The 25,549-nt window shown below is 67.1% G+C and carries 26 protein-coding genes and 1 tRNA gene; 12 read left to right on the top strand and 15 right to left on the bottom strand.

Going from position 1 to position 25,549, the window contains the following annotated elements:
* Nucleotides 1-3: 3 nt before the first annotated feature.
* The 4 genes from ACTIFS_RS14125 to ACTIFS_RS14110 form a co-directional block, all read right to left on the bottom strand.
* Complete coding sequence (locus ACTIFS_RS14125) at nt 4-783, bottom strand: SDR family NAD(P)-dependent oxidoreductase (protein ID WP_439574749.1); 780 nt, start codon at nt 781-783, stop codon at nt 4-6.
* Between the two features lie 92 nt (nt 784-875).
* Nucleotides 876-1,565: a GntR family transcriptional regulator gene (locus ACTIFS_RS14120; protein WP_439574748.1), complete on the bottom strand. Its 690-nt coding sequence runs from the start codon at nt 1,563-1,565 to the stop codon at nt 876-878.
* A gap of 13 nt (nt 1,566-1,578) precedes the next feature.
* Complete coding sequence (locus ACTIFS_RS14115; RefSeq protein WP_439574747.1) at nt 1,579-2,478, bottom strand: amidohydrolase family protein; 900 nt, start codon at nt 2,476-2,478, stop codon at nt 1,579-1,581.
* The gene (locus ACTIFS_RS14110; RefSeq protein ID WP_439574746.1) at nt 2,475-2,633 is read right to left on the bottom strand and encodes a hypothetical protein; all 159 of its coding nucleotides are present in this window, start codon (nt 2,631-2,633) and stop codon (nt 2,475-2,477) included. Before ACTIFS_RS14110 ends, ACTIFS_RS14115 begins: the two co-directional genes overlap by 4 nt.
* Here ACTIFS_RS14110 and ACTIFS_RS14105 point away from each other — a divergent pair.
* The 6 genes from ACTIFS_RS14105 to ACTIFS_RS14080 all read left to right on the top strand — a co-directional run bounded on the left by ACTIFS_RS14105 (nt 2,608) and on the right by ACTIFS_RS14080 (nt 8,155).
* Nucleotides 2,608-3,579, top strand: a complete 972-nt coding sequence (locus ACTIFS_RS14105; RefSeq protein WP_439574745.1) for a Bug family tripartite tricarboxylate transporter substrate binding protein — start codon at nt 2,608-2,610, stop codon at nt 3,577-3,579. The two genes, ACTIFS_RS14110 and ACTIFS_RS14105, sit on opposite strands and share 26 nt — an antisense overlap.
* Nucleotides 3,580-3,619: 40 nt before the next feature.
* Nucleotides 3,620-4,003: a carboxymuconolactone decarboxylase family protein gene (locus tag ACTIFS_RS14100; protein ID WP_439574744.1), complete on the top strand. Its 384-nt coding sequence runs from the start codon at nt 3,620-3,622 to the stop codon at nt 4,001-4,003.
* 27 nt (nt 4,004-4,030) lie between these two features.
* Nucleotides 4,031-4,813, top strand: a complete 783-nt coding sequence (gene hpaH, locus ACTIFS_RS14095; RefSeq protein WP_439574743.1) for a 2-oxo-hept-4-ene-1,7-dioate hydratase — start codon at nt 4,031-4,033, stop codon at nt 4,811-4,813.
* A 197-nt stretch (nt 4,814-5,010) separates the two neighbouring features.
* A complete protein-coding gene (locus ACTIFS_RS14090) occupies nt 5,011-6,174 on the top strand; it encodes an acyl-CoA dehydrogenase family protein (RefSeq protein WP_439574742.1) in 1,164 nt (387 codons plus the stop codon).
* Nucleotides 6,174-7,301, top strand: a complete 1,128-nt coding sequence (locus ACTIFS_RS14085) for a CaiB/BaiF CoA transferase family protein (RefSeq protein ID WP_439574741.1) — start codon at nt 6,174-6,176, stop codon at nt 7,299-7,301. Before ACTIFS_RS14090 ends, ACTIFS_RS14085 begins: the two co-directional genes overlap by 1 nt.
* Nucleotides 7,298-8,155, top strand: a complete 858-nt coding sequence (locus ACTIFS_RS14080; RefSeq protein WP_439574740.1) for an FAS1-like dehydratase domain-containing protein — start codon at nt 7,298-7,300, stop codon at nt 8,153-8,155. Before ACTIFS_RS14085 ends, ACTIFS_RS14080 begins: the two co-directional genes overlap by 4 nt.
* A gap of 121 nt (nt 8,156-8,276) precedes the next feature.
* Here ACTIFS_RS14080 and ACTIFS_RS14075 read toward each other — a convergent pair whose 3' ends face one another.
* From ACTIFS_RS14075 to ACTIFS_RS14065, 3 genes are all read right to left on the bottom strand, one after another.
* Complete coding sequence (locus ACTIFS_RS14075; RefSeq protein WP_439574739.1) at nt 8,277-10,034, bottom strand: ABC transporter ATP-binding protein; 1,758 nt, start codon at nt 10,032-10,034, stop codon at nt 8,277-8,279.
* Between the two features lie 250 nt (nt 10,035-10,284).
* Nucleotides 10,285-12,147 carry an asparagine synthase (glutamine-hydrolyzing) gene (gene asnB / locus ACTIFS_RS14070; RefSeq protein WP_439574738.1) on the bottom strand — a complete coding sequence of 621 codons (1,863 nt, stop codon included), beginning with the start codon at nt 12,145-12,147 and terminating at the stop codon, nt 10,285-10,287.
* Nucleotides 12,148-12,172: 25 nt separating this feature from the next.
* Nucleotides 12,173-13,498, bottom strand: a complete 1,326-nt coding sequence (locus ACTIFS_RS14065; protein ID WP_439574737.1) for a Mur ligase family protein — start codon at nt 13,496-13,498, stop codon at nt 12,173-12,175.
* A 140-nt stretch (nt 13,499-13,638) separates the two neighbouring features.
* Between ACTIFS_RS14065 and ACTIFS_RS14060 the strand changes: the two genes are divergently transcribed.
* Nucleotides 13,639-13,923, top strand: a complete 285-nt coding sequence (locus tag ACTIFS_RS14060) for a PqqD family peptide modification chaperone (protein WP_439574736.1) — start codon at nt 13,639-13,641, stop codon at nt 13,921-13,923.
* An 84-nt stretch (nt 13,924-14,007) separates the two neighbouring features.
* Nucleotides 14,008-14,976, top strand: coding sequence for a hypothetical protein (locus ACTIFS_RS14055; protein WP_439574735.1), 969 nt, complete (start codon nt 14,008-14,010; stop codon nt 14,974-14,976).
* Between the two features lie 153 nt (nt 14,977-15,129).
* Here ACTIFS_RS14055 and ACTIFS_RS14050 read toward each other — a convergent pair whose 3' ends face one another.
* Nucleotides 15,130-15,330, bottom strand: coding sequence for a hypothetical protein (locus ACTIFS_RS14050; RefSeq protein WP_439574734.1), 201 nt, complete (start codon nt 15,328-15,330; stop codon nt 15,130-15,132).
* 96 nt (nt 15,331-15,426) lie between these two features.
* On the opposite strand from ACTIFS_RS14050, the gene ACTIFS_RS14045 reads away from it, so the two are divergent.
* The 4 genes from ACTIFS_RS14045 (at nt 15,427) to ACTIFS_RS14030 (ending at nt 18,658) form a co-directional block, all read left to right on the top strand.
* The gene (locus ACTIFS_RS14045) at nt 15,427-16,830 is read left to right on the top strand and encodes a class I adenylate-forming enzyme family protein (protein WP_439574733.1); all 1,404 of its coding nucleotides are present in this window, start codon (nt 15,427-15,429) and stop codon (nt 16,828-16,830) included.
* Between the two features lie 5 nt (nt 16,831-16,835).
* Complete coding sequence (locus ACTIFS_RS14040) at nt 16,836-17,405, top strand: GNAT family N-acetyltransferase (RefSeq protein WP_439574732.1); 570 nt, start codon at nt 16,836-16,838, stop codon at nt 17,403-17,405.
* A complete protein-coding gene (locus ACTIFS_RS14035) occupies nt 17,395-17,646 on the top strand; it encodes an acyl carrier protein (RefSeq protein WP_439574731.1) in 252 nt (83 codons plus the stop codon). The genes ACTIFS_RS14040 and ACTIFS_RS14035 overlap by 11 nt, the downstream gene beginning before the upstream one ends.
* Before the next feature lie 142 nt (nt 17,647-17,788).
* Nucleotides 17,789-18,658, top strand: a complete 870-nt coding sequence (locus tag ACTIFS_RS14030; RefSeq protein ID WP_439574730.1) for a nucleotidyltransferase family protein — start codon at nt 17,789-17,791, stop codon at nt 18,656-18,658.
* 146 nt (nt 18,659-18,804) lie between these two features.
* Here ACTIFS_RS14030 and ACTIFS_RS14025 read toward each other — a convergent pair.
* From ACTIFS_RS14025 to phnL, 7 genes are all read right to left on the bottom strand, one after another.
* Nucleotides 18,805-18,881, bottom strand: a tRNA-Arg gene (locus ACTIFS_RS14025).
* Between the two features lie 255 nt (nt 18,882-19,136).
* A complete protein-coding gene (locus ACTIFS_RS14020) occupies nt 19,137-20,645 on the bottom strand; it encodes an ATP-binding protein (RefSeq protein ID WP_439574729.1) in 1,509 nt (502 codons plus the stop codon).
* A gap of 33 nt (nt 20,646-20,678) precedes the next feature.
* Complete coding sequence (locus ACTIFS_RS14015) at nt 20,679-22,103, bottom strand: dihydrolipoyl dehydrogenase family protein (protein ID WP_439574728.1); 1,425 nt, start codon at nt 22,101-22,103, stop codon at nt 20,679-20,681.
* A gap of 98 nt (nt 22,104-22,201) precedes the next feature.
* Nucleotides 22,202-22,930, bottom strand: a complete 729-nt coding sequence (locus ACTIFS_RS14010) for an FkbM family methyltransferase (protein ID WP_439574727.1) — start codon at nt 22,928-22,930, stop codon at nt 22,202-22,204.
* A 67-nt stretch (nt 22,931-22,997) separates the two neighbouring features.
* A complete protein-coding gene (phnN, locus tag ACTIFS_RS14005) occupies nt 22,998-23,639 on the bottom strand; it encodes a phosphonate metabolism protein/1,5-bisphosphokinase (PRPP-forming) PhnN (protein ID WP_439574726.1) in 642 nt (213 codons plus the stop codon).
* A 22-nt stretch (nt 23,640-23,661) separates the two neighbouring features.
* The gene (locus tag ACTIFS_RS14000; RefSeq protein ID WP_439574725.1) at nt 23,662-24,825 is read right to left on the bottom strand and encodes an alpha-D-ribose 1-methylphosphonate 5-triphosphate diphosphatase; all 1,164 of its coding nucleotides are present in this window, start codon (nt 24,823-24,825) and stop codon (nt 23,662-23,664) included.
* Nucleotides 24,826-24,833: 8 nt separating this feature from the next.
* Nucleotides 24,834-25,547 carry a phosphonate C-P lyase system protein PhnL gene (phnL, locus tag ACTIFS_RS13995; protein ID WP_439574825.1) on the bottom strand — a complete coding sequence of 238 codons (714 nt, stop codon included), beginning with the start codon at nt 25,545-25,547 and terminating at the stop codon, nt 24,834-24,836.
* Nucleotides 25,548-25,549: the final 2 nt, after the last annotated feature.

The raw sequence follows: 25,549 nt of genomic DNA, 5'->3' as shown, positions 1-25,549 counted from the left end.
GCCTCAGACGGCCGAGATGCCACCGGTGATGGAGATGGTCTGCCCGGTGACACGCGCCGCGGCGGGACTTGCGAGGAAGGCCACCATGGCGGCAATGTCCGCGGCCTCGACAACACCGAGGCTTGCCAGTGTCTCGGCCTTGCCGAACAGCTTCCCGGCGAAGGGATCGGCCTTGAGCTTAGCATAGAGCGGCGTATCGCCGACGACGCTCGGGGTGAGGCAGTTGACGCGAATGCCGTTGCGCTTGGCCTCGTTGGCCATGCCGCGACAGAACATGACGATGGCGGCCATGGCCGCGCCGATCGCGGTCTCGCCGGGCGTCGCCACCTTGGCAGCATCCGAGGCGAGGCAGATGATCGCGCCGCCGCCCTGCGCGGTCATGTGCGCCAGCACGGCGCGTGCCGGCAGGATGACGCCGCCGGCGATCATCCCGATGGTCGGCATGACGGCGTCGAGAGGGATCGTGTGGAGGAGCCGCGGCATGGGGTCGCCGCCGGCACAGCTCACGAGGATGTCGATCCGGCCCATGGCACCGGCCGCTGACTCGACGGCTGCCTGCACCTGGTCCGGCTGGGTGGCGTCGCAGGCGAGGAAGCCGATCTCCGCGCCCGGATGGCTTTCGGACAGCATGGCAGTTGCCGCCGCGCCGCGCCCGGCATTGCGGCCGACGATCACCAGCCGCGGAAGGCCTGCGCGCAGCAGGGCCGTGGCGCTCGCCAGGCCGATCCCGGCCGTGCCGCCGAAGATCAGTGCTCCGGCCTCGTCGATGCGTCTTGCGTTCATGTCTGGCTCGCCGTCATGCAGGACGGCAGATTCCGGGCAGGCGGCCGGCAGATCAAGCTGCCGTTCGTCCGATGTCGAACGTCCCCTCCGGTTCACGCGCGCTGGTCCTGCCGGCGCAGCGCCGCCTGGATGTTGCGGCCGGTGCGCTCGATATGGTCGCCGAGCAGGCGGACGGCATCGTCCGGCCGGCGGTCGATCATGGCCTCGGCAATGGCGGCATGTTCGGCCGGCACGTCGCGGTCAGGGGCATGATCCTTGAGGAAAATCCGCCGGTAGCGGTCGCTGCGGTCGTGCAGCGTTTCGCAGAACTGCCGCAGCAGCGGCATGCGGCAGGCCGAGATCAGTTCGGCATGGAAGGCCCTGTGGCGCTGTTCCCAGAGTTCCTGTTCTTCCGGGGTGCGCGGCCCGCGCGGGCCGCGGCCGAGCTGGTGAAGGGCCGACAGAATGCGCCCTTCCCATGCCGCGTCGCCATGGCGGATCGCCTCCTGCGCAGCCATGCCTTCCAGTTCGACGCGCAACCGGATCACCTCCGTCAGGTTGTCGGCCGAGACGGGCGCGACCCGATAGCCGCGCTGGTCCTCGGCCTGGACCAGCCCCTCGCTCTCCAGCCGGCAAAGCGCCTCGCGCAAAGGGCTGAGGCTCACCCCGAAATTCGCGCGCATCCGGTCGAGCACCAGTTTCGAGCCCGGCTCCAGGTCGCCGCGCATGATGGCGGCGCGCAGCCGTTCGGCCAGCGTCGTCGTCAGGGTGGCTGCGGCGGGGACGGATTCGCGAAGGGTCATCGGGCCGGGGTTCTCAACCATCGATGGGAGCGAATCCGTAGAGCATGGCCGGATTGTCCACCAGAGCAAGCCTGCGGTTGGCTTCGTCGGGTATCCACAGGGGAACGAGGTCGACGAGGTCGCCGTCGTTCGGCATCGCCACGGGGCAGATGGGGTGCGGCCAGTTGCTGCCCCAGAGGATTCGGTCGGGGCGGTGCTCAACCACCCGATGGATCAGCGGCAGCATGTCCTCGTGCGGATAGGCTTCGGACGACAGGCGATAGAGGCTGGCAAGCTTGACCCAGCAGCGATCGCTATCGAGCAGGCGCAGAACCGCGGCGAAGGGCGCTGAATCGACCCCCTCGGCGGCGGTGATGCGTGCCAGATGGTCCAGCACGAAGGAACTGCCGCAGGCCTTCAGCGCGGGTTCCACGTCGAGGAGCTCGCGGGCGCGATGGAAATGCAGCACCAGATGCCAGCCGAAGTCGCGCGTCTCGTCGGCAAGACGGGCCAGATGGTCGAATGAGGCGCCGCCGCTGACCACGGTGGACATGCGGCAGCCGCGCATGCCGCGCCGGTGCATGTCCTCGATCGTCGCCTGCGGCAGGCCGGACGGGATGACCGCAACGCCGCGCAGACGGTCCGGCCGGCGGTCGAGGGCTGCGAGCGTCGCGCTGTTGTCGGTGCCATGGGCCCCGCCATGGACGATGACCGCGCGATCGATGCCAAGCACCACATGGAGGTCGTCGAGGTCCTCAGGCGTGCAATCCTCGGGCGTATAGCTGCGGGCCGGGCTGAAGGGGTGGATCGCCGCCGGCCCGAAGACATGGACATGGGTGTCGCAGGCGCCCGGCGGCATGGCGAAGCGCGGGCGTCGCGGGTTGCGGTCCGGGCTCGCGCAGGCGGGCGGCTCTCCCTCGGCGATCCGTGTCATGGCGGCTCGTTCTCCTCTGCCAGCCGATCAGGTGCGAGGCCATCATGCCCCTGCTTGACCGGGCCGGCACCCTGTGGCACCAGATAATCGATGATTTTCTTATAATCGATGATCGTAAGGGAGGAAAGCATGACCCGACGCTTCTTGACCGCCATCCTGGCACTCCTGGCTGTTGGCCTGGTGGCCGCACCGGCCGCTGCCGCCTTCCCGGAGCGGGCCGTCCGCATCATCGTGCCGTTCCCTCCCGGAGGCTCCAACGACGTCATCACGCGTCTTCTGGCCCAGCGCCTGTCGGAGATCTGGAAGCAGCCGGTGGTCGTGGAGAACCGCGCGGGTGCCGGCGGCAATGTCGGCGCCGAGGGCGTCGCCCGCTCTCCGGCGGATGGCTACACCCTGCTGCTGGCCGCGCCCGGTCCGCTCGCCATCAATCCCTCGCTGTTCCAGCGGATGAATTTCGATCCGCTGAAGGATTTCGCGCCGGTCGCGCTTGCCGCCTCCGTTCCGATCGTTCTGGCGGTCAATCCGCAGGTTCGCGCCACCTCGGTGGCCGAACTCATCGCGCTCGCCAAGGCCGAGCCCGGCAAGCTGCATTTCGGCTCCTCCGGCGCCGGCTCGACCAATCACCTGGCCGGTGAACTGTTCAAGACGCTGGCCGGAATCAACATTGTCCACGTGCCCTATCGCGGCGCGGCGCCGGCCATGAACGATCTCGTCGCCGGCCATATTCCCTTCATGTTCGACAATATGCCGGCGGTGCGCCCGCAGGTGGCCGGCGGCCGGATCCGCGCGCTTGCCGTTGCCGGTGCCAGCCGCTCCTCGCTCTATCCGGACCTTCCGACCATGGCGGAGGCGGGCGTTGCCGGCTTCGAGGCGTCGGCCTGGTTTGGTCTCGTGGCGCCGGCCGGCACTCCGGCCGATGTCATGAAGGTGCTGGTGGAGACCACCGCCGCCGTTCTGAAGGAGCCGGGCATCGGCGCCCGCTTCGCCGAACTCGGTGCCGAGCCGGGCACGGTGTCGGGCGAGGCCTTCGGACAGTTTCTGAAGGCCGAGTCCGAGAAGTGGTCGGGCATCGTCCGGGCCGCCGGCCTGACGCCCCAGTAAGCCGGAACGTGGCGGGCCAGCAGCGAGGGATTGCCGCATCATGACAGACAAGCACCTGCCGTCGCTGGCAGAACTCGAGAAGCGCTACGAGGACATGATCGGCTTCACGCCGCCGCGCATCGCCAAGCGGCTGAAGCTGGGAATGGCGGTCGCCCCCGACGTGGTGGCCGCCATCGAGGACTGGCGCATCACGGCCCTGACGCCGGATGCCCTCGACCAGAAGACCGTGCAACTCATGGCCTTCGCCATCCTGCTGACCCAGACATCGGAAGCCGCCACCAACCATGCCAAGGCGGCCATCAAGGCCGGTGCCACCCTCGAGGAACTGCATGCGGCGGCGGCAATCGCCGCCCTGTTCCGCGGGGTCGCCGCCTTCAACCTGGCCGGCGAGGTTCTTGCCGGCCTGTTTCCCGACAGGACCTGATCGGTCTCCCAGCCGGAGGAAAGAGCCATGCTGTCCGACGCCGACCGCCGCAAGGCGGCCGAAATCCTTCTCGCCGCCGAGGAGGCGCGAACGCCCGCGCCGCAGCTGACCCGGACCTTTCCGGATATCCGGATCGAGGATTCCTATGCGATCTCCTCGCTGGTGACAGAGATCAAGGTCGCCAGGGGAGCAAAGCTGATCGGCCACAAGATCGGCCTCACCTCCAAGGCCATGCAGGCCTCTTCGCAGATCGACGAGCCGGATTACGGGCACCTGCTCGATTCCATGCTGCTCAACGATGGCGCGAAGGTCCGGTTCGAGGACTATTGCGTGCCGCGCGTCGAGCCGGAACTGACCTTCATCCTCAAGGAACCGCTGAAGGGGCCGGGCATCGGCCTTGTCGACGTGCTGCGCGCCACGGAATGGGTGGTCCCGTCCATCGAGATCATCGACGCGCGCATCCAGAACCCGCGCAAGATCGAGGATACGGTGGCCGACAACGGCGCGGCCGCAGGCATCGTGCTGGGTGGCCGGCCGGTGCGGCCGGATGCGATCGACCTGCGCTGGGTGGGCGCCATCTTCTACCGGAACGCGGAGATCGAGGAGACCGGCATCGCCGCCGGCGTCCTCGGCCATCCGGCGATGGCCATCGCCTGGCTCGCCAACAAGGTCGGCCGTTTCGGCACGGTGCTGGAGCCTGGCCACCTCATGCTCTCCGGCTCGTTCACGCGGCCCGTCTGGGCAGCCAAGGGCGATACGCTCCACGCCGATTTCGGCCCGCTCGGCAGCGTCTCCGTGCAGTTCGTCTGAGCACGGCTGTCTCATTTTCCCCGGTCTGACGGCCCGCCGCCTGCCCGCGCCGGGCCGTTGTCCCTCGGCCGACCCCGCGGACCAGCCCGCGACCCATGCGCAGCGCAGACCTGCCCCCGTCGAGCGGGCAGGTTCATGACGGACCCCGGAGACGGTAAGAGAGGTCGGAAGCAGGGCCCCGTACCGAGGACGGCATCATGGAGACGAGCGCAGGCTCTGGGTTCGACGAGATCCGCGAGGCGGTGCGGGCGCTGTGCGCCGAGTTTCCTGCCGAATATCACCGCAAGGTCGACGAGGCGCGCGGCTATCCGGAGGCCTTCGTCGATGCGCTGACCAAAGCCGGCTGGATGGCCGCTCTGATCCCGGAAGAGTATGGCGGCTCGGGCCTCGGCCTGACCGAAGCCTCCGTCATCATGGAGGAGATCAACCGGGCCGGCGGCAATTCCGGCGCCTGCCACGGCCAGATGTACAACATGAACACGCTGGTCCGGCACGGCTCCGAGGAGCAGCGACGCCACTACCTGCCGAAGATCGCCTCCGGGGAACTGCGCCTGCAGTCCATGGGCGTGACCGAGCCGACCACCGGCACCGACACGACCAAGATCAAGACCACGGCGGTGAAGAAGGGCGACCGCTATGTCATCAACGGCCAGAAGGTCTGGATCTCGCGCATCCAGCATTCCGACCTGATGATCCTGCTCGCCCGCACGACGCCGCTCGATCAGGTGCGCAAGAAGTCCGAAGGGCTGTCGATCTTCCTGGTCGACCTTCGGGAGGCGATCGGCAAGGGGCTGACGGTCAGGCCGATCCTCAACATGGTCAATCACGAGACCAACGAGTTGTTCTTCGACAGCCTGGAGATTCCGGCCGCGAACCTGATCGGCGAGGAGGGGCAGGGGTTCAAGTACATCCTCACCGGCCTCAACGCCGAGCGCACGCTGATCGCCGCCGAATGTATCGGCGACGGCTACTGGTTCATCGACCGGGTGACGGCCTACACGAAGGAGCGCGTGGTCTTCGGCCGGCCGATCGGCCAGAACCAGGGCGTCCAGTTTCCCATCGCCGAGGCCTTCATCGAGGTCGAGGCCGCCAACCTGATGCGCTACGAGGCCTGCCGGCGCTTCGACGCGGGGGAGCCCTGCGGCACACAGGCCAACATGGCTAAATATCTGGCCGCCAAGGCTTCGTGGGAGGCCGCCAATGCCTGTCTGCAGTTCCATGGCGGCTTCGGCTTCGCCTGCGAATATGACGTGGAGCGCAAGTTCCGCGAGACGCGGCTCTACCAGGTGGCGCCCATCTCGACCAACCTGATCCTCTCCTATGTCGCCGAGCATGTGCTCGGCCTGCCGAGGTCGTTCTGATGGCCGCCGCCCGCCTGCCGCTTGCAGGGCTGACCGTTATTGCCATCGAGCAGGCTGTGGCAGCCCCGTTTTGCACATCGCGCCTCGCCGATGCCGGCGCGCGGGTCATCAAGATCGAGCGTCCCGAGGGCGATTTCGCGCGGGGCTATGATGCCGTGGCAGCCGGCCAGTCGAGCTATTTCGTCTGGCTCAACCGCGGCAAGGAATCCGTCGCGATCGACCTGTCCGGGCCCGATGGCCGGGCGCATCTGGCCGACATGGTCGCCTCGGCCGACGTGGTCGTGCAGAACCTGAAACCCGGCGCGCTCGATCGCATGGGCCTCGGGGTTGAGGAGTTGCGCCGGCGCCATCCGCGGCTGATCGTCTGTTCGATCAGCGGCTACGGCGAGAGCGGACCCTATGCCAGCCGCAAGGCCTATGACCTGCTGATCCAGGCCGAATCCGGACTATGCTCGATCACCGGCGGGCCAACGGAGCCGGCGCGCGTCGGCGTTTCGCTCGTCGATATCGCCACCGGAGCCACGGCCCATGCGGCCATTCTGGAGGCGCTGATCGGCCGCGGCATCTCGGGCGAGGGCGCCGACATCCGCATCTCGATGTTCGACGTCATGGCTGACTGGCTGACCGTGCCGCTGCTCAACCACGAGGGCGGCAAGTCGCCGAAGCGCATCGGCCTCGCCCACCCCTCGATCTCGCCCTATGGCGTGTTCACCACCGCCGACGGCAGACCCGTGCTGATCTCGATCCAGAGCGAGCGGGAATGGGCGGCCTTCTGCGCCGGCGTGCTCGGCGATGCGGCTCTCGCCACCGATCCGCGTTTTGCCAGCAATGTCATCCGCGTTGCCAACCGCAGCGAGACCGACGCCATGGTGGCGGAGGCCTTCTCCCGGCTGGACGCGGCAACCGCCATCGACCGGCTGTCGCGCGCCGACATCGCGTTCGCCACCCTCAATGACATGGCAGGACTTGCCGCGCATCCGCATCTGCGCCGCATCACGGTCGAGACGCCGGCCGGGCCGGTGGCGGTCCCCGCGCCCGCGCCCATCGTCACTGGCGAGCCGCGCCGCTATGGGCCTGTCCCGGCCATCGGCCAGCACGGGCCCTTCCGCAAGGAGCAGGCATCATGACCACGGATCCCGGTCTCGACCTCGACCACCTGCGCGAATGGATCGGGCGCGAGGACCTGGCCGAGGACGTCGTCACCGCCGATCTCGCCCGCAAGTACCACGCCATGTTCGACGGGGCGGGGCCGCCGCCGGGGCCGGGCGACATCGTGCCCCGCCTCATCCATTTCTGCCTCGCCCAGCCGGCTGCGCCGACCGCGGAACTCGGCGCCGACGGCCATGCCGCTCGCGGCGGCTTCCTGCCGCCCGTGCCGCTGCCCAGGCGCATGTGGGCCGGCGGCAGCCTTGTCTTCCACGGCGACCTCAAGGTGGGCGATCGGGTGCGCCGCACCTCGCGCATCCTCGACATCGTCCTGAAGGAAGGACGCACCGGGCCCCTGTGCTTTGTCACGGTGGCGCACCGCTTCGACGTCGATGGCCGCCTTGCCATCGAGGACCGGCAGGACATCGTGTTCCGCGGGCTTGAGGCCCCGGGTGGCCCGGCGCCAAAGGCGCCGCCGCCGGCCGAACCTGGCACCCACCGCCGCCGCATGGAGGCGACCCCGCCGCTGCTGTTCCGCTATTCGGCGCTGACCTTCAACGGCCACCGCATTCACTATGACCGCCGCTATGCGACCGAAGTCGAGGGCTATCCGGGCCTGATCGTCCATGGACCGCTGCAGGCGGCCTGGCTTGCCGCCTATGCGACCGATCTCAGGGGCACGGCTCCGTCGCGCTTCACGTTCCGCGGCCTGTCGCCGCTGTTCGACGAGGATGTCGTCACGGTCAACGCGACTGCGGATGGCGATGCTCTTCGCCTGTGGACCGCGCGCGAGGGCGGGCCCATCGCCATGTCGGCCGAGGCCCGCTGGGACTGAGCGGCCGGTGCCGTGATGTTTCGGGTGGTTGATTGGAAGATGGCGCGCCATCGGCGGCGGGCGATCGAGCGGTGACACCGTCCTGATTGGATGCGGGACCCTCCGGCAGACCTGGGGCGGTTCAGTCGCTTTCCAGTATCTGGTGCAGCCGATAGTACGTGCCGCTGTTTTCGATGAGTTCGGCGTGCGTTCCCGTTTCGACGATCCGGCCGTCCTGCAAGACGCAGATGCGATCAGTCCGCGCGATCGTCGAAAGCCTGTGGGCGATGACGATCGTGGTCCGGCCGGCCATCAGCGCTTCCAGAGCCAGTTGCACCTTTCGCTCGGACAGGTTGTCCAGGGCTGACGTGGCCTCGTCCAGCAACAGGATCGGTGCGTTCTTCAGCAACGCTCGCGCGATCGCGATGCGCTGTCGCTGGCCGCCCGAAAGCTTGGTGCCGTTCTCGCCGAGATGCGTGTCAAATCCGTCCGGCAGTTCCTCAATGAACTCGAGTGCATATGCGGCCCGCGCAGCCTCCTCGATCTGCTGCCGCGTTGCGCCCGGCCGCACCATCGCGATGTTCTCGCCAATCGTGCCGTTGAAGAGAAACGCCTGCTGCGACACGATCGAAATCGCGCTTCGCAGAGACTTCAGGGACACGGCCGCGATGTCCTGACCGTCGATCAGAATCCGTCCCGACCATGGCTTGTAGAACCGAGGCATCAGCGAGACCAGCGTGGTCTTGCCGCCACCGGAGGGGCCAACCAGCGCAACAACCTCGCCGCGTCGTGCTTCGAACGACACGTTTTCAATGACGGGCTGGCCCGCAGCATAGCCGAACGTCACGTCGTCGTAGACGATGGCACCGTCGCTGACGACCAGGTCGGTCGCGCCGGGCTGATCCTTCTCCACGGCCGGGCTGTCGAGGAAATCATACATCAGCCGAAGACCGACGACGCTGCGCCCGAACTGGACGTGAAGCCGCGCCAGCCGCTTCGCCGGCTCATAGGCGAGCAGGAAGGCCGTGACGAAGGCCAGGAATTCGCCCGGCGTCTTGCCGGACGTGGTGGTTTGCCATGCGGCGTACATGATCAGGCTGCCGACGGCGAGACCGCCCATCGTCTCCATGATGGGTCCGGTCGAGGCCTGAAGGGTTTCAAGCCTGTTGACGCGCTGGCGAAACCGGTCGAGGTCCGCGTTCATGCGGCTGCGCATGGCATCTTCCAGGCCGAACGATTTGACGACGTCGATCCCGCGCGCCGTTTCTATCGCCGTCCTGACGATGTTGGCGGCGAAGCCGGCTTCCTGCGCCGCCATCGCCCTTATCTGCTTCACGACGTGGCTGATGCTGAAAATGATCGGCGGAGCGACGAGAAGCGCCGCGATGGCCAGAATCGGATCGAGGACCAGCATCACGCCGATCAGCGCAACCACGGTCAGCAGGTCGCGCCCCAGGCTTGTCGCCAGCAGGTTCAACACCGTGCTGGCGCAAACGGCGTTGTAGTTGAGATTGGCAATGAAGGTGCTGCTGTGACTGTTCGTGAAATATTCGGTCTGCATGACCAGGAGCTTGTCGTACATCACCGCCTTGGTTGATGCGATAATGCTGTTGCCGATCCGGCTCAGGATCACATTGTGTCCATAGACTGCGAACCCCCTGATGATCGAAACAGCACCGATGAACAGGCCGTAATAGATGATCAGCGACTGCTGACCGAGAACGAACAGGTCGTTGACGACGTCCCGAACGATCCAGGCACTGGCGGCGGTGGCTCCGGCGGCAATCCCCATCAGGAGCATCGCCGCGGCGTAGCCTTTCCAATGGGTGCGATAGTTCTCGCGAAACGCCCTGCGGATCAGGGGCAACGTCCTGTTGAGATCATCTTTGGTCCCGGTCATTGAAGGCTGTTCCGAACAGGCTGCGCGGAGGTCGTCCGGGTGTTGTGTTTCCGCCGCAGCATCACCGGCAGCATCAGATTGTCGCCGCCGCCTCCCGCCGCGTTTCGCGCGCTCTTCGCGCACCTGCAACCTGATGAACCCTGCAAGCCCAACGCGGGAGACGGTTGCGCGGCGCGCGAGCGCAGGTGACGTCGGTCACCGAAACCGCTGTTGGAACGGGCTACAGTTCTTGCGAGGGCCACGCTCGGGGTCATTGAAGGGCGACGATCGAAGGCATGGAAAGCAGCCGCTGCGCCTGCGCGTCCGGGGTCTCCGCGCCGAGACGTTGTCCCAGCCAGAGTTCCAGGCCGACGAGATGAAAGGCCAGAAAACGGTCCTGCGCAATGTCCTCGGCCAGCGCGTTCCGTTCCTGACGTGTCCAGCCGAGGATCGTTTCCAGATGACCGTTGGCCAGCATGCCTTCGCAGCCCTTCCAATAGGTCGCCGGCACGGGAAAGCCTATCTTCCTGGCGTGAACGACTGAGTCTGGCAGATACTTGGCAGCGACGGACTTCACCAGCCATTTTTCCCGGCCGTGCCTGATGCGTGCGCCGGGAGGCAGATGCAGGGCGAAGTCGATCAGGCGGTTTTCCAGATATGGCACGCGCATTTCGATCGATGCCGACATGCCCATGCGGTCGTGGCGGTGGAGCAGCCAACGCAGATGGGCGTCGAGGTCGTGCAGGCAGGCGGCAGCCAATGCCCGTTCTGATGCCGGCCGGACAGCTGACAGGTGCCGCATCAAGACCCGCTGGCGGGGAGCAGCCTGCCCGCCATAGGCAACGAGCACCCTGGCGTGCGGGGTCCCATCCGGCCACGGTGATGCGAAAGGCAGCCGTTCCAGCTGGCGGCGCACCCTCTCGCGCCGGCGCGGCGTGAGAAACAGCCCGCGCAGGCCCTCGATCCTGCGCCAGCGGCGCTGTGTTGCCATGTGCCAATGATATCCGCCGAACAACTCGTCCGAGCCCTCGCCCGTCAGCAACACCTTGAAGCCATCGCGGCTCGCTGCCTTGGCAACCGCCATCAACGCCATGTCGCTCGCGTGAAAGAGAGGCCCGTCGGCATGGTAGACGGCCTCGGGCCACAGGCGCAGGAACGCGTCACGGTCCAGCGGCACCTGCCGGATCTCCGTCCGCAGATGCTGGCCCACCTTCAGCGCGGCGGCGGCCTCGCCCGTGCCGCCAACATCGGCGACATAGGCAACGAGGTCCGGCATGGCGCGTCTGGCGAGCGCTGTGATCAGGCTGGAATCGACACCGCCGCTGCACATGCTGGCAAGCGGAGCGTCGCTGGACATGTGCGCAAGGGTGCTCTCGCGGATCAACGTCTCGAATGCGCTAACGAGCGATGCCATGGGTGCGCGGCCCGGCGCGACGATGCGGTCAGGATCGACAGCCGCGGGAATAGCGAAATAGAGGCTCTTGCTGGTCTGGCCGGCGGCGCACCGCCACAGAGCCCCCGGGGGCAGTTCTTCGATCCCTTCGGCGATCAGGAGGTGTGCTTGCACCCTGGGCTCGCCAAGCCAGCGAGCGATCATGCCGGTGCGCACAAGGCCGCTGAAAGTCGGATGCGCGTTCAACGCCTTGATCTCGGAGGCGATCAGCAGCACGCCGTCATGCCGGGCGATGGCGAGCGGCTTGATGCCCAGCCGGTCGCGCGCAAGCCACAGGCTCGCGTGGCGTCGATCCCAATATGCGAGAGCGAACATGCCATTGAACAGCGGCACCGCCTTCTCCGGCCCCCAATGATGCAGCGCCTGAAGAACGACTTCGGTGTCGCCGGAACTCTCGAAGACACAACCCTCGGCCTTCAGCAGTTCACGCAAGGGACCCGCGTTATAGATCTCGCCATTGTAGGCGAGGATGCCGGTCGCGTCGGTGGTCGCGAGCGGCTGGGCGGCGCGTGCGCTGGTGTCGAGGATGGCCAGCCGGCAATGCCCGAGTGTGATGCCGTCACCCTGCCAGATGTCCCTGCCATCCGGTCCCCGGTGCGAAATCGCATCGAGCATCGCAGCGACGTGACGGCGATGATCCGCGGCGGTCTCTTCGGCGATGATGGCCGCTATTCCGCACATGAGACCGTCACGCGCGGCCCGGCGGTCAAACGGGAAGCCTCTGCTGTTCGCTCAACCAGGGCAGCGTGCTGCATCTGTGCCGATCGCGGATCCGTTTTCCGAGCAGCAGCCCGCAATAGGAACAGCCCTGAAAGCGTTTGCCGCAGCGGTATCGCCAGCAGTCGATATCGGCGTAAGCGGCATGCATCAGCCGTTCCAGATGATCCGCCCTGCTGCCCTTGATGTAGATGACCTCGCCCGGAATGCGGTCGTTCTGCAGGAAGTCGTGCGCATCCCTGATGCGGTCGAACATGAACAGACGCTCTTGCGTGTCGGAGCCCTTCATTCTGCGGACACGTGCCGCTTCCTCACCGACGAACAGCACCCTGTCAGCAACTTCCAGCGCGCGCCGCGCGGTCGCTTCGTAGCGTCGGCGTGTATTGCCGCGCACGTCGGACAGGGTGCCGAGAATGACGGTCTTTCGCGGGGCCTGCACCGGCTCCAGGAAATTCAGGCAGGTCTCCATGGTCCATTGCGGCGCCTTCCATGCGTCCAGCACGAACTGCCGGCCATCCGGCGCGCGATGCACCGACATCCGGTTCATGAGCGGCTCGAACTCCGCGAGGCGCTCCACGATGAGGCTTCGGTCGATCCCCATTTCCAAGGCCGCGAGCAGTGAAGCCAGCACCACGCTGACCGACTGCCTGCCGATCATCGGGCTGCGAACCTCGAACTCCTCGTCGCGCCAGCGGACCTTGAACGTCAGGGGATCGGGCCAGCGGTCGTGCAGATGAACGAGCCGCAGCGTGGCGCCCTCGGCCTCGCCGAAGGTGACGACACGGGCGGCCGTCACCGACGCGCGTGCCATGATGAGGGGATCATCGGCATTCAGCACGGCGAGGCCGTCCTCGGGAAGGTCGGCGACCAGGCTCATCTTCTCGTCCGCGGTCGCCTCGATCGGGCCGAAGGCGGTGGTGTGGTCCAGTCCAACCACCGTAACGATGCCGATCGAGGGCCTTATCAGCGAGGTCGTTTGACGGATCGCCCCGGGTGCATGGCCTGTCACCTCGAAAACGGCCGTTGCCGGCGACCGCCAAACCAGCCGGAAGAAGGCCCGCGCCGCACCGCTGGCATTGTTCAACCCGCGCGTCAGCAATTGAGGAGACGGCGCCCCGACAAGGTGCGCCAGAAGGCCTGTCGTCGTTGTCTTGCCGCAACTCCCCGTGACCGCGACGAAACGCCAGCGAGAGAGGAGCGGGCGTAGCGCATGCCCCGCACCCGTCCGCGCGACGCGGCGCAAGGCCGAAAACCGGTGGCGGGCGCTCCAGTAGGCGACCCGCACGGAATGTCCTGCGAAACGAACGATCTTCATGCCTTCAAACTAATCATGACACGCCATTGTGGAGTCGCTTGGCGCCTTCAGCTCAACGCATTTTCTATCCTTGCACAACTTGCATGTTGGGCATTTGACTTGCAACCTGTCGACCTCACCAGAGGGGGTGTACGCTGCGAATGACAGTCATTACGCTAGGTACGGTTCTGGCCTTTCAGCAAGCTGCCAGCATGCAATCGGTTGGCGATGGGGCCGTGATCCTGCTGGCCGACACCGGCCAATTGTATACCGGCAACGGCACCACCGAGGCCATCCTGCGACATATTGACGGGAGGCGGCGTGTCAGCGATCTGGCGGCCGCGCTCAGCGATGAGTTCGACATCAACCCCAGGACAGCTACTGCAGATGTCATCGAGATTGCTGGAAGACTGGTCGACGAGGGCATCCTGCGTGTCGTGGAATAGTCCATTTCGGTTGAGGTGCATGTCCGCCGGGGCTCTTGTGCATCGCGCCCATGAGGCCGCCCGGACGTGACGCGGACATACCGGATGCGTGCAGCCCGCCATTACGATCTCGGACCCACGCAAATCTCGGTCGAGGCTGACCATAGCGACCTTCTCGATGGGTTTGACCGCTTCCTTGGCGAACGCGGCGGGAGCACCGCACCTGCCTGCACGTTCTCGATAACGATCCGGACAGGCGATCCGGGACCGCTGCCCGCCGATGCCGAGCGCCTCTACAGCGGGCCGCTGCTGAACGAGGGGCAATGCGACTTCGCGCGAACGGGCGAGACCTATTTCATGTCCTTTGCCGGAGAGGCGCGGATGGCCGTCGATCTCCGGGCCCGGAGATCTGACATTGTTGTCTCACGCGATCACCCCTGGCGCGCCTATGGCAGCATGGTTCCGATCGCCGTCGAATTCGCGCTTGACCTTGAAGACCAGCAAGTCGTCCACGCCGCTGGCCTCTCGCTGCCGGACGAGGCAGGCATGATCCTGGTCTCGGCACCGAGCGGAACCGGTAAGACGACGACGGCTTTGGCGCTGGCCCGGTGCGGCTTTGCACTGGCCGCTGACGACATCGTCGTGCTGCGACGCACCGGCAATGCGGTCGTCGCGATGGGGCTGCCACGCGCGCTCCATGTGCACCGGGATACGGCGGCCATGCTGCCGTGGCTGGCGCTGCGCCCGCAGTGGAACGATCAGGGAGAGCAGATGGTGCCGCGCCGCGCACTCTCGCCGGCGGTGTCGCTCGAGGACAGGGTCCTGCCCGTCAGGCGGCTGGTGCTGCTTCAACGCGGCCCGTGCGCTGACATCCAGCCCTTGAGCGCGGCAGACATGCTGGTTGCGCTGGCGAGCGACAACGTGCGCGGATCGGCGTCAGGCCTGACGCCGCTCCAGCATCGCCGTTACGCGATGCTGGCTGATCTCGTGCGCTCAGTACCCGCCTGCCGGCTGACGGTCGCTGCCGGACTGGTGGGCATGCAATCGATCGCGCGTCACGTCATGCGGGGTTGATTTGACCACCACCGCCGCCGCCCTTCGGGGGGCCGCCGCCGGGGGCAGTTCCGCCAGCATTCGCCGTGACACGGGAGAGCCTGTCGCGCTTCTCAAGCGTCGGCCTCGCATACACTTTTTTCATGGTTGCCAACTCCTTCCGGTTGTCGATGATCAGTTGAGCTGGCCGCCACCACCGCCGCCACCCTTCGGCGGGCCGCCGCCGGGCGCGGTTCCGCCTGCATTCGCCGTTACCAGAGAGAGCCTGTCGCGCTTCTCAAGCGTCGGCCGCGCGTATATCTTTTTCATCACTTCCCCCACGGAATCTGATTGTCGATGATCAGGTATCATCATGCGCATGACAAAAATCGTCAACCCTTGTCTGGATTTGGCTCACAAGCATTGCGTGTTTATCGAGCCTCCGACAAGTCGATCCGGCGGCAATCGAGAACTTCGGCCGTGACCTGATCAATGTTACTTTCCATCCTCAATGACCGGTCCAAACTCGTCGATCCGCGCGCCGGAATGGAGCTTGGGCTTGACGTTTTCGCGCGAAGTGTCATTGCCCGCGCGGCCGAACTGCACCGATCAGGCATCGACCACGGGCAATGTGCGGTCGTCGCCCGGCCGGCTCCTCTCGACTACCTCCGCGACATATTGGCGCTCTGGGAGGCGGGCGCGATGGCCGTCGCGGTCAACCCGGCGATCACGGCGGAGGAGCGCGACAATGTCATGCGGGCGACCGGAGCCACGGCGCTGCTGGACGACGGACCTCCGAACCCGACGATCGAGACGCAATCCCCTCCTCGTCCGCTCGGCCCCGACGACCCCGCCCTGACGCTCATGACGTCAGGCACGACCGGCCGCCCCAAGGGCATTGTCCACACGCAGCGCAGCCTTGCCGCGCGCGTGGCGCTTAATGTCATGGCCATCGGCACGGCCGATCTGGAGCGATCGCTGTGCGTGCTGCCGCTGCATTTCGGCCACGGGCTGATCGGCAACGTCTTCACGGTCCTGGCGGCCGGCGGAACGCTCATCCTGTGGCCGCAACCCTCGATCGAGGAGATGCGCAGGTTCGGCCCCCTGGTCGATGAGCGGCGCGTCACCTTCATGAGTTCCACACCCGCCTTCTGGAACGTGGCCATGCGGCTGTCGCCCCGCCCTAAACAGGCCATGCGCCGTGTACACGTCGGTTCCGCGCCGCTTTCGATCGAGCACTGGCGGGCGATCGCCGGGTGGACGGGCACGCGCCGGGTGTTCAACATGTACGGCATGACCGAGACGGCGAACTGGATCGGCGGCGCCTGCCTGGATGACGACGGCGCGTCCGACGGGATGGTCGGCCTGCCATGGGGCGGCGCGGCGGCGCTGCTGGGCGAGGACGGAAGGGTTCTGCGAGAGGGCACGGGCGAGGTGCTGATCGCCACGCCGTCGATGATGACCGGCTATCTCGGCATGGAGGCGGAAACCCGGGCGGCCTTCCATGGCCCGTGGCTGCGCACCGGCGACACCGGGCGGATCGACGCGCACCGACGACTGACGCTGGTCGGCCGCATCAAGCACGAAATCAACCGCGGGGGCGTCAAGGTGCCGGCCGAGGAGATCGACATGCTGCTCGAACGCCATCCGGCGGTGCGCGAGGCATGCGCCTTCGGCCTGCCGGACCCGGTCGCGGGCGAGGCCGTGGCAGCGGCGATCGTGCTCCGTGCAGAGGTGGACGCTGCATCGATCCGCGCCTGGTGCCGCGAGCGATGCCGGGCGGAAGCCGTGCCCTCCCGCCTGTTCGTTCTGGACGCCATTCCCCGCAATGATCGCGGCAAGGTGGTGCGCGATCATGTGCGTGAAGCCGCGCTGGCTTCCGGACCGGGGGCCTGACACGCATGGGTTTGGCGGAGTTGCGGGCCCCGATCGAAACCGAGCGCTTCCGCCTCGTGCCGCTCGGCCGATGGCGGGCCTTCCTGCTGACCTATGCCTGGACCAAGGACAGCGCGTTCATGTCGAGCTACTGCGGTTCCGGCGAGCGTCGGTCGCCCTGGAGCTGGTATCGCGAAATGATCCGGCCGAACAACCGGACAAAGTTCGTCCACGCGATCGTGCCGCATGGGCAAACGAAACCGATCGGCGTCCACATCGTCGCCATGCGGCCCTACAGGTCCTGCCTTCTCGCCGTCGGCATCCACGACCGCGACTGGTGGGGCAAGGCCGTGGTGCAGGAAGTGCGCACGCGTCTGATCGACCACGTCTTCGCGCACTCCAGGGTCGAAAGGCTCTACGCCCAGGTGATGGCGCGGAATTTTCCATCGATCTTCAACTATCGCAAGCTCGGTTTCACCCATGTCGGCACCCTGCATCGAATCCGACTCGATCCGGCCACCGGTGAGGTGCATGACATGCTGATCTTCGAGATGTTCCGCGAGGAATGGATGGCGAAGAAGACCGATGCACGATGACCACGCCGCCGTCGCCGGCATCATCGCCTCCGTGCTGGGCTGCCGCATCGAGGACGTGACTGACGATGCGCCCGTCGGCTCGCTGGCGCAGTGGGACAGCATCGCGCATCTGTCCATCATCATGGCTTTCGAGGACAGGCTCGGACGGCAGTTGACGGCCGAGGAGACCGCCTCGCTCGAAACCGTCGCCAGCTTCACGGCGCTGCTTGCGCCGAGCGGAAAAGACGTGGCCGCACCATGATCCAGAGGCGGGGCACAGGGTTCGGGCGCTTGCCGACCATTCCGGTATCGAGGCGAATGTGGCTGACGCGCTAGCCCTGGTCCTGGCCCGCCTGGCCGATCCGGAGGCTCCCGCGCCGGCCACGCGGGAAGCGGACCGCGAGGTGCTCCTGGAACTGGCGCGGCCGCACGGCGTCGAAAACATCCTCTGGCGCAAGTTCGGTGCCGGCATCGATGCGCCGGGCGGCGCCGAGACCATTCAGCGGGTGGGCCAGACGATGCTTCTGGAGGGCCTCTGTCGTGACATATCTGCGGCGTTGGCGGCCAACGGCGTGGCCGCATGCGTCGTCAAGGGACCGGTCTTCGCCGAACGGCTCTATCCGATATCCGGCGACCGCCTGTTCAGCGATATCGACCTGCTCGTCGATCCGGCCGCCATGGGCGAAGCGATCGCTGTCATGGAGCGGCTTGGCTATGTTCAACCCGACAAGGCCTGGGACAATTCGCAGCGCGACATGGAATACAAGTTCGCGCATCCGGACCATCCCACCGCGCTGATCGAGCTTCATGGCAATCTGGTTCACTACCCGCGGCTGCGCCGGCGCGCGGGCTTCGGCCTGCGCGAACTGCTGATTGCCGGCGACGGCGACGGAAGGGCCCCCGCCGCCTTGCTCGCCACAGCGATCGTGCATGCCACGTTGGGCCACAAGCTCGACCGTCTCCAGATGTTGGTCGATGTGCTCCAGGCGACGCGACGCCTGCCGTCCGGGAGCCTGGCAGAGGTCGCCAATGTCCTCGTCAGGCTGCGCCTTGGCCTCGAAGCCGCCGTCTGCCTTTCGGTGCTTGCACGGCTGTTCGGCGACCGGGCGTCGATGGAGCTTTCGGATCGGCTTCCCTCCGGCTTGCGCGCGCGGCTCGGCAGGTGGCTCATCTCGCCGGATGCCGTCGTCCATGCTCAAGGGACCCACCACGCCCGCCGATCATGGGGACGCCGCAAGACATTTCGTCTCCTGCAGAGCCTGCCTGAAAGATGAAGCAGAGCGGACGGGCTGCGTCCGGGAACTTGCCCGCCTTCAACCCCTTCCGCGTTTCCCGGCCTTCCGGCAAGACCATTGCGGTTGACCAGCCCGGAACGTTGCCCCGAGCTCGGTTTCTTCAGGAATTTCAGCAGCGAAGAAGATGGCGCGCCCGAAAGGATTCGAACCTCTGACCCCCAGATTCGTAGTCTGGTGCTCTATCCAGCTGAGCTACGGGCGCGTGCCGCGTCCGAGCAGCGACACGCTCTCGAACGGAGGCGGTCGGATACGCTGTTTCGCCGGCGATTGCAAGACCCTGGTCGGCGGGTGGCCCAAGGGATTTCGGCGGGTGGCCCAAGGGATTTCGGCGGGTGGCCCAAGCGATTTCGGTCGTTGCAACCTGTCGCGACGGGCCATTGACCGGCATGCGGGCCGGGCCGTGCGAGCGAGCGGCGCGAACAGGAACCCAACGCCGGATCAACGGGCGGACGTGTCTTCAGGCGCGTTTGCGGCGCTGCGACTTGCGGGCCTGCGACAGGTCGATCGGCCGGTCGGGGATGGTGATGCGGAAGGTGGCGCCAACCGTTCCCTCGGCAAGGGCGATGGTGCCGCCATGGGCGCGCACGAGCTCGGAGGCAATGGCTAGCCCCAGCCCGGTGCCGCCGGGGCGGGTGGAGCCCTGAAAGGCTTCGAACAGGTGGGCGCGGGCCTGTTCCGGCATGCCCGGCCCGGTATCGGAGACCTCGATGACGGAAACCGCGCCCTCGCGCCGGCCGACAATGCGGATCTGGTCGCGGGAGGGGTCGTTGGGCGCACGCGATTCCAGCGCCTGATGGGCGTTGCGGACAAGATTCAGCAGCACCCGGAACAGATGGTCGCCATCGGCGTCCACGGTCATCTCCGCCTCGATGGCATCGACCAGCGCGATCCGTGCCTCCGGTCCGAGCCCGACCGTGTCGCGCAGTTCGGCGACGAGGGTGGCCAGCGGCGTCGCGCGACGCTGGGGCGGGGCCTCCTGCGCCCGGCCGTAGGACAGCGTCGACTGGCAGAAGGCGATGGCCCGGTCGAGCGCCTGGATCATCTTGGGCGCGAAGCGCTGCACCGTCGGGTCCGGCACATTGGCGAGACGGTCCGAAAACAGCTGCGCGGAGGCCAGGAGATTGCGCAGGTCGTGGTTGATCTTGGAGACGGCCAGGCCGAGCGCTGCCAGCCGCGACTTCTGCGCCAGCATGTCGTGCAGCGAGTTCTGCATGGACTGCAGCTCGAATTCGGCAATTCCGAGTTCGTCCTTGCGGCCGGTCGGCTGGACCACCCGGTTGAGGTCCTCGGGATTCTCCCGGAAGGCAATCATGGCGTCGGTCAGCCGTCGCAACGGCCGCACGAACATGAGGTGCAGCGCCAGATAGACCAGTGCCGCGGTGATCCCCGATATCAGCAGCGACAGGATGAGAATGTTGCGCGAGAACACCGCCATGGCCTGTTTCAGCGGCGTCTCGTCCATGACGATCTCGACGAACTCGCCGTCGCGCCGCGCATTGCCCATCACGCGCATCGTGCGTCCGGGTGGCGCTGCCATGGTGGAGAATGTCTCGCTGATGGCGCTCAGCAGCGTCTGCGACCGCATGTCCACGGTCAGGTCGATAGCCGGGAGGTCCTCGGTTGCGGCCAGCAGGCGGCGGGCGGGCCCGGTCTTCAGCGCCACGGCATGGACGCCGGTGCTCTCCAGCAGTTCCCGCACCAGCGTATCGGCGACATTGCCACCGGGGGCTGCTTCCACCACCAGCGCGGCGGTCCGCCCGGCCGAAATCCGGTCCTCCAGCCAGCTATTGCGGAAATTGGCGACCGAGGGAACATAGATGAGGACTTCCGCCACCATGACGAACAGCACGGTGAGGATCAGCAGCTTGCCCGACATGCCGATGCCGCGCGAGGGCAGGGGTGCCGCGGCGTCAAGGGCGCGCCGTGCCGTGTCGTCTTGTCCGCTGTCGGACCTGTCAGCCGTCATGACCAGCCATTCGGGGTCCCGGATCGGTTGAGATCAGCCGAAGCGCCGCAGCAGGCGAACGATCCGGCCGATCCATGGATTGCCAATGCTGGACTGAAAATAGGTGCCCGCGGCCCGTTTGCCTATCTCCGCCAGCGTCGGATATGGCAGCACCATGCCGGCGAGATCCTGGACCGTCATGGACTTTGATACGGCCAGAACGAACGGGGCGATCAGTTCCCCCGCCTCATGGCCGGTGATCGTGCAGCCGAGAAGGCGGCCCTTCCGGCCGATGACCAGCTTCACATGGCCGCGCGTCCGGCGCATGGCCACGGCCCGGTCGTTCTCGCTGAAGGGCCAGCGCAGCACGCGCGTTCGGGCATCGCTCGCCCGCGCCTCGGCCTCGGTCTGGCCGACATGGGCGAGTTCCGGATCGGTGAACACCACGCGTGGAACCGGCGTGCGGTCGGTGCGGACCGGTCTGCGGAACAGGATGTTCTGGGCAACCAGCGAGCCGTGCCAGCCGGCGACATGGGTGAATTGCGGCGCGCCGCTCGCATCGCCGATCGCATAGACACGCCGGTTCGTGGTCCGCAGGCCGCGATCCACCGTGACGCCGCGGGCCGAGTGCGTGATGCCGGCCTTGTCGAGGGCCAGCGCATCCAGGGCCGGCTGGCGCCCCACGGCAACCAGCAGGTGGCTCGCCTCGAGAAGACCCTCCTCCTCGCCGCGCCGCACATGCAGGCGAAGCGCCCCGGCCTCGCCCTCGACCCGGAACACCTCGGCGCCCTCGTGCAAGGCAATGCCGTCCTCGACCAGGGCGTCGCGAACCGGGCGCACCATTTCCGGGTCTTCGGACGCGAGCATCCTGTCGCGCTCGAGCACGGTGACCTCGGCACCGAGGCGCCGCCAGGACTGGGCGATCTCAAGGCCCACCGGGCCCGCGCCGATCACCGCCAGGTGCCGCGGCAACTCGCCAAGTTCGAAAACGCTCTCGTTGGTCAGGTAGGGCACGCCGTCCAGCCCCGGAATCGCTGGAATGAACGGGCGCGATCCGGTGGCGATGACGAAGCGCCGGGCGGCGATGGTGGTGGTGCCCACCTCGACGGTGGACGGATCGCGGAAGGCCGCCTCGCCGCGGATCACCCTGACGCCAAGGGCGGCGAACCGCGCCTCGGAGTCGTTGGGGGCAATGGTGGCGATGGTTTCGCGGATGTGCTCGCGGACATGCTCGACATTGACCTTGCTGCGCCCCGAGCCGATGCCGAAGGCCGGGGCCTCATGGACCATGTCGGCTGCGCGCGCGGCCGCGATCAGCGCCTTGGACGGCACGCAGCCGGCATTGAGGCAGTCGCCGCCCATCAGGCCGCGCTCGACCAGCACGACCGGGGCGCCGAGCATGGCGCAGAACGCCGCGACCGTCAGGCCGCCCGAGCCGGCTCCGATGACGCAGACATCAGGGGTCAGCTTCTCATCCAAGAGGCACCTCGGCAGTCGGGACGGACGCGGGGTTCGCGCGGGCGATGCGCAAGGTCATGGGCGCAGCCTGACTGCGAAAGCCCATGGGCTGCACCCCTTCAGTGCCCGACCGGCTCCCGCCGCACAAGGCGACTCTGGCCGCGACGAAGGGCGAAGACCCGGCCGAAGACGTCGCCGGCCAGATCGGTGCGGTAGTCGTTCTGGGACAGCAGGGGATCCCAGGAATACTCGATCCGCTCGACAATCTCGAAATCGGCGGCGAGCGTGGCGAGGATGCTGTCGAGGTTGCGCCGGTTCTGGAACTCCAGCAGCACCAGCGACGTGCCGGACAGGTCGAGATGAGCGAGGACGTCGCCTTCGCCGCCCTCGATGTCGATCTTGACGATATCGGCCGAGGCGAGGCTTGCCGGGTCGATCACGTCGACCTCGTAGCTCTCCACCATCGCGCCCTCCACGAAAGTCTCGCCGGAATAGGCGGCAAGCCCCGATTCCCCGTCGCCGGCATAGCGGCTGAGGAACGTGGCCTTCTTCTCGCTGCCGGGAAACAGGGCGGCATTGACGATGGTGATGTCGCCACGGCCGGCCGTGTTGCGCTTCAGATAGTCGAACGTGCCGGGATGCGGCTCGTAGGAGGTGACCCGGCTGCCGGGCCAGCGTGCCGACGCCCAGAGGGCAAAGGAGCCGACATTGGCGCCGATATCGAGGATGGTGAAGCCCGATCCGTCGAGATTGGGTTCATACTCGCCACCGAGAACGTCTCGAACGACAAATTCCATCGCCTCGGGACAGGCAATGGTCATGGGGATCTGCGCCACATAGCGATTCACGTCGGGCCCTCCTCCTCGCGCTGCATCTGAGGCGGGAATGGCCTCCAAGCGCAATCAGAAAAGTCCCCTAGAGAGGCCGACGGTCGCTGCGGCCGGGCGCGACGGCGCCTGAAGCCGGGCGTGCCGGTCCGGCCAGGATGGCGAGGAACCTCATCACCGCCTCTTCGGGCTCGCCGTCATTGACCACGGTCACATCGGCCTCCACGGAACCGGCGGGGCGCCGGTCGAGACGGTCGGCGGAGGCGCTGTCGGAGGAGCGTCCGCGGGCGGCAATGCGCGCTGCCAGGATGTCGGCCGGCGCGGTGATCTCGACGACGGTGAGGTGCTCATAGCGCCTGCGGGCGAGGTCGATCACCTGGCGCGAGACGTTGCACACCACCGTGCGGCCCTCATAGACCGCATGGTCGATGACGGCAGGGATGCCGTAGCGGTGGCCATGGGCCGACCAGACGAGGGCGAAGCCGCCGGCTTCCTCCATCCGGGCGAATGTGTCGGGATCGGCCTCGATATTGTCCTCGGCCGCAGAGGGCGGGCGGGTCACCACCCGGCGCGGGAACAGATAGGCCTCGTCATGACCGAGCCGGCTGCGGGCCGCCCGGATGACGGTGTCCTTGCCGGCTCCGCTCGGCCCGACCACCAGAACCAGCCGGCCGGGGCCGATGACAGGCCGGGTGCTGCCCGCTCGTTCCGTCTTGTCCGGGGATTCCATGGCGAGGCCCCTGCCGTTTCGTTCACGCGACCCGCAGGCCCGTGCGCCAGACCTGGCGGACCACCGGCTGCTCGCCGATCAGGGCAACGCGCACCAGGTCGCCACGCCGGCCGATGGCGATCTCGCCGCGATCGGTCATGCCGGTGGCATCGGCAGGCGTCTTGGTGACGGTGCGCAGCGCTCCCGGCAGGCCGCCCATGGCCTCCACGGCGCCCAGTGCGAAGGCACCCTGGATCAGGCTGATCGGAACATAGTCGGAGGACAGGATGTCGAGCATACCGCGCGCGGCGAGATCGACTGCCGAGACATTTCCGGAATGCGAGCCGCCGCGCACCACGTTCGGCGCGCCCATGAGCACCGCGATGCCGGCGCCGTGCGAGGCCTTCGCAGCCTCCACGGTGGTCGGAAACTCGGCGATGGAAACCCTGTCGGCAAGGGATTCGGCGACGTGGTCCTCCAGCGTGTCGTCGTGGCTGGCGAGTGCGATGCCGCGCTCATGGGCGAGCGCCACCAGACCGCGCTTGTTGGGTTCGCCGATTTCGGCGGCTCGCGCGCGGCGATTGTCGAACAGGCGGTCGAGATCGGCTTCCGTCAGGCCGGTCTTGCCGCGGTAATAGGTGCGCAGCTTCTCCTCGTCGCGGAACTGGCGCTGGCCGGGCGTATGGTCCATCAGCGACATCAGGCGCACGTCGAAGCGGGCCAGATAGGCACCGGCCTCCTCGACGACCCCGCGCGAGGGAATCTCGCAGCGCAGATGGGTGTGATGGTCCGCGCGCAGAAGCCCCGTGACCTTGGCGGCCTCGATCGCCTCGGAGAGGACGAGCAGGCCATCGGCTGCCGTCATCCGGTCATCGTCCGTCCCGATCCTGAGGCTGTCGAAAACGGTCGTGATGCCGGAGGTCGCGATCTGCGCATCATAGGCGAAGACGGCGGAGAGCGGCTCCCAATGCACCTTGGGGCGCGGCTGGTAATGGGGTTCGAGATGGTCCGTATGCAGTTCGACAAGGCCCGGGATCAGCAGGTCCTCGCCGAGGTCGATGGCCTCCGGTCGCTGGCGCTCCTCCTCGATCGCCGCGATCAGGCCGTTCTCGACCACCACGGTCGCAATGACCTCGCGATCGGCCAGCACGACGCGGCGCGAGAACAGGGCAAGGCTTCCGGTATCGTCGGACGGGGACATGGTCATGCTCTGGGTCAGGCGGCGCGTGCCGGGGCGAAACGGGTGATGTCGATGATGCGGGTGGCGACGCGCTCGCGCACGTCGTCGTCGTGGAAGATGCCGACGATGGCGGTTCCGGCCGCCTTCTTGACCTCGATCAGGTCCACCACCGCGGCGCGGTTGACAGCGTCGAGCGAGGCGGTCGGCTCGTCGAGCAGCAGCAGCGGATGATCGGCAATGAAGCCGCGCGCGATGTTCACGCGCTGCTGCTCGCCGCCGGAAAAGGTCGCCGGTGGCAGGGACCAGAGCCGCTCCGGCACGTTCAGGCGGGAGAGCAGGCCGGCCGCCCGCTCGCGCGCCTCCGCGGCGGGGATGCCGAAGGCGCTGGCGGCCTCGGCGACGACGGCGATGGCTGGCACGCGGGGGATCGCGCGCAGGAACTGCGAGACATAGCCGATGGTGGTGCGCCGCAGGGCGAGCATCGCGCGCGGGGTAGCGGTCGCCACATCGACGTCGTGACCGTCCGCGCGCACCCGTATGGTGCCCGAATTGGTGCGGTAGTTGCCGTAGATCATCTTCAGGATCGACGACTTGCCGGCGCCCGAGGGGCCGCCGAGCACGACGCATTCTCCCGGCGCCACGGCAAGGTCGACGCCAGCCACCACGGGGATGGCGAGCCCGTGCTGCAGGTGCATAGTGAAGGCCTTGGTCAGGCCCTCGATGGTCAGGAGCGGTGCGCCGGTCACGATGA

This window comes from Phreatobacter sp., from assembly GCF_051860605.1.
In the GTDB taxonomy this organism is placed as follows: domain Bacteria; phylum Pseudomonadota; class Alphaproteobacteria; order Rhizobiales; family Phreatobacteraceae; genus Phreatobacter.
Note: the sequence above shows the minus strand (reverse complement) of the source record. Positions and strands in the feature narration are given on the sequence as shown.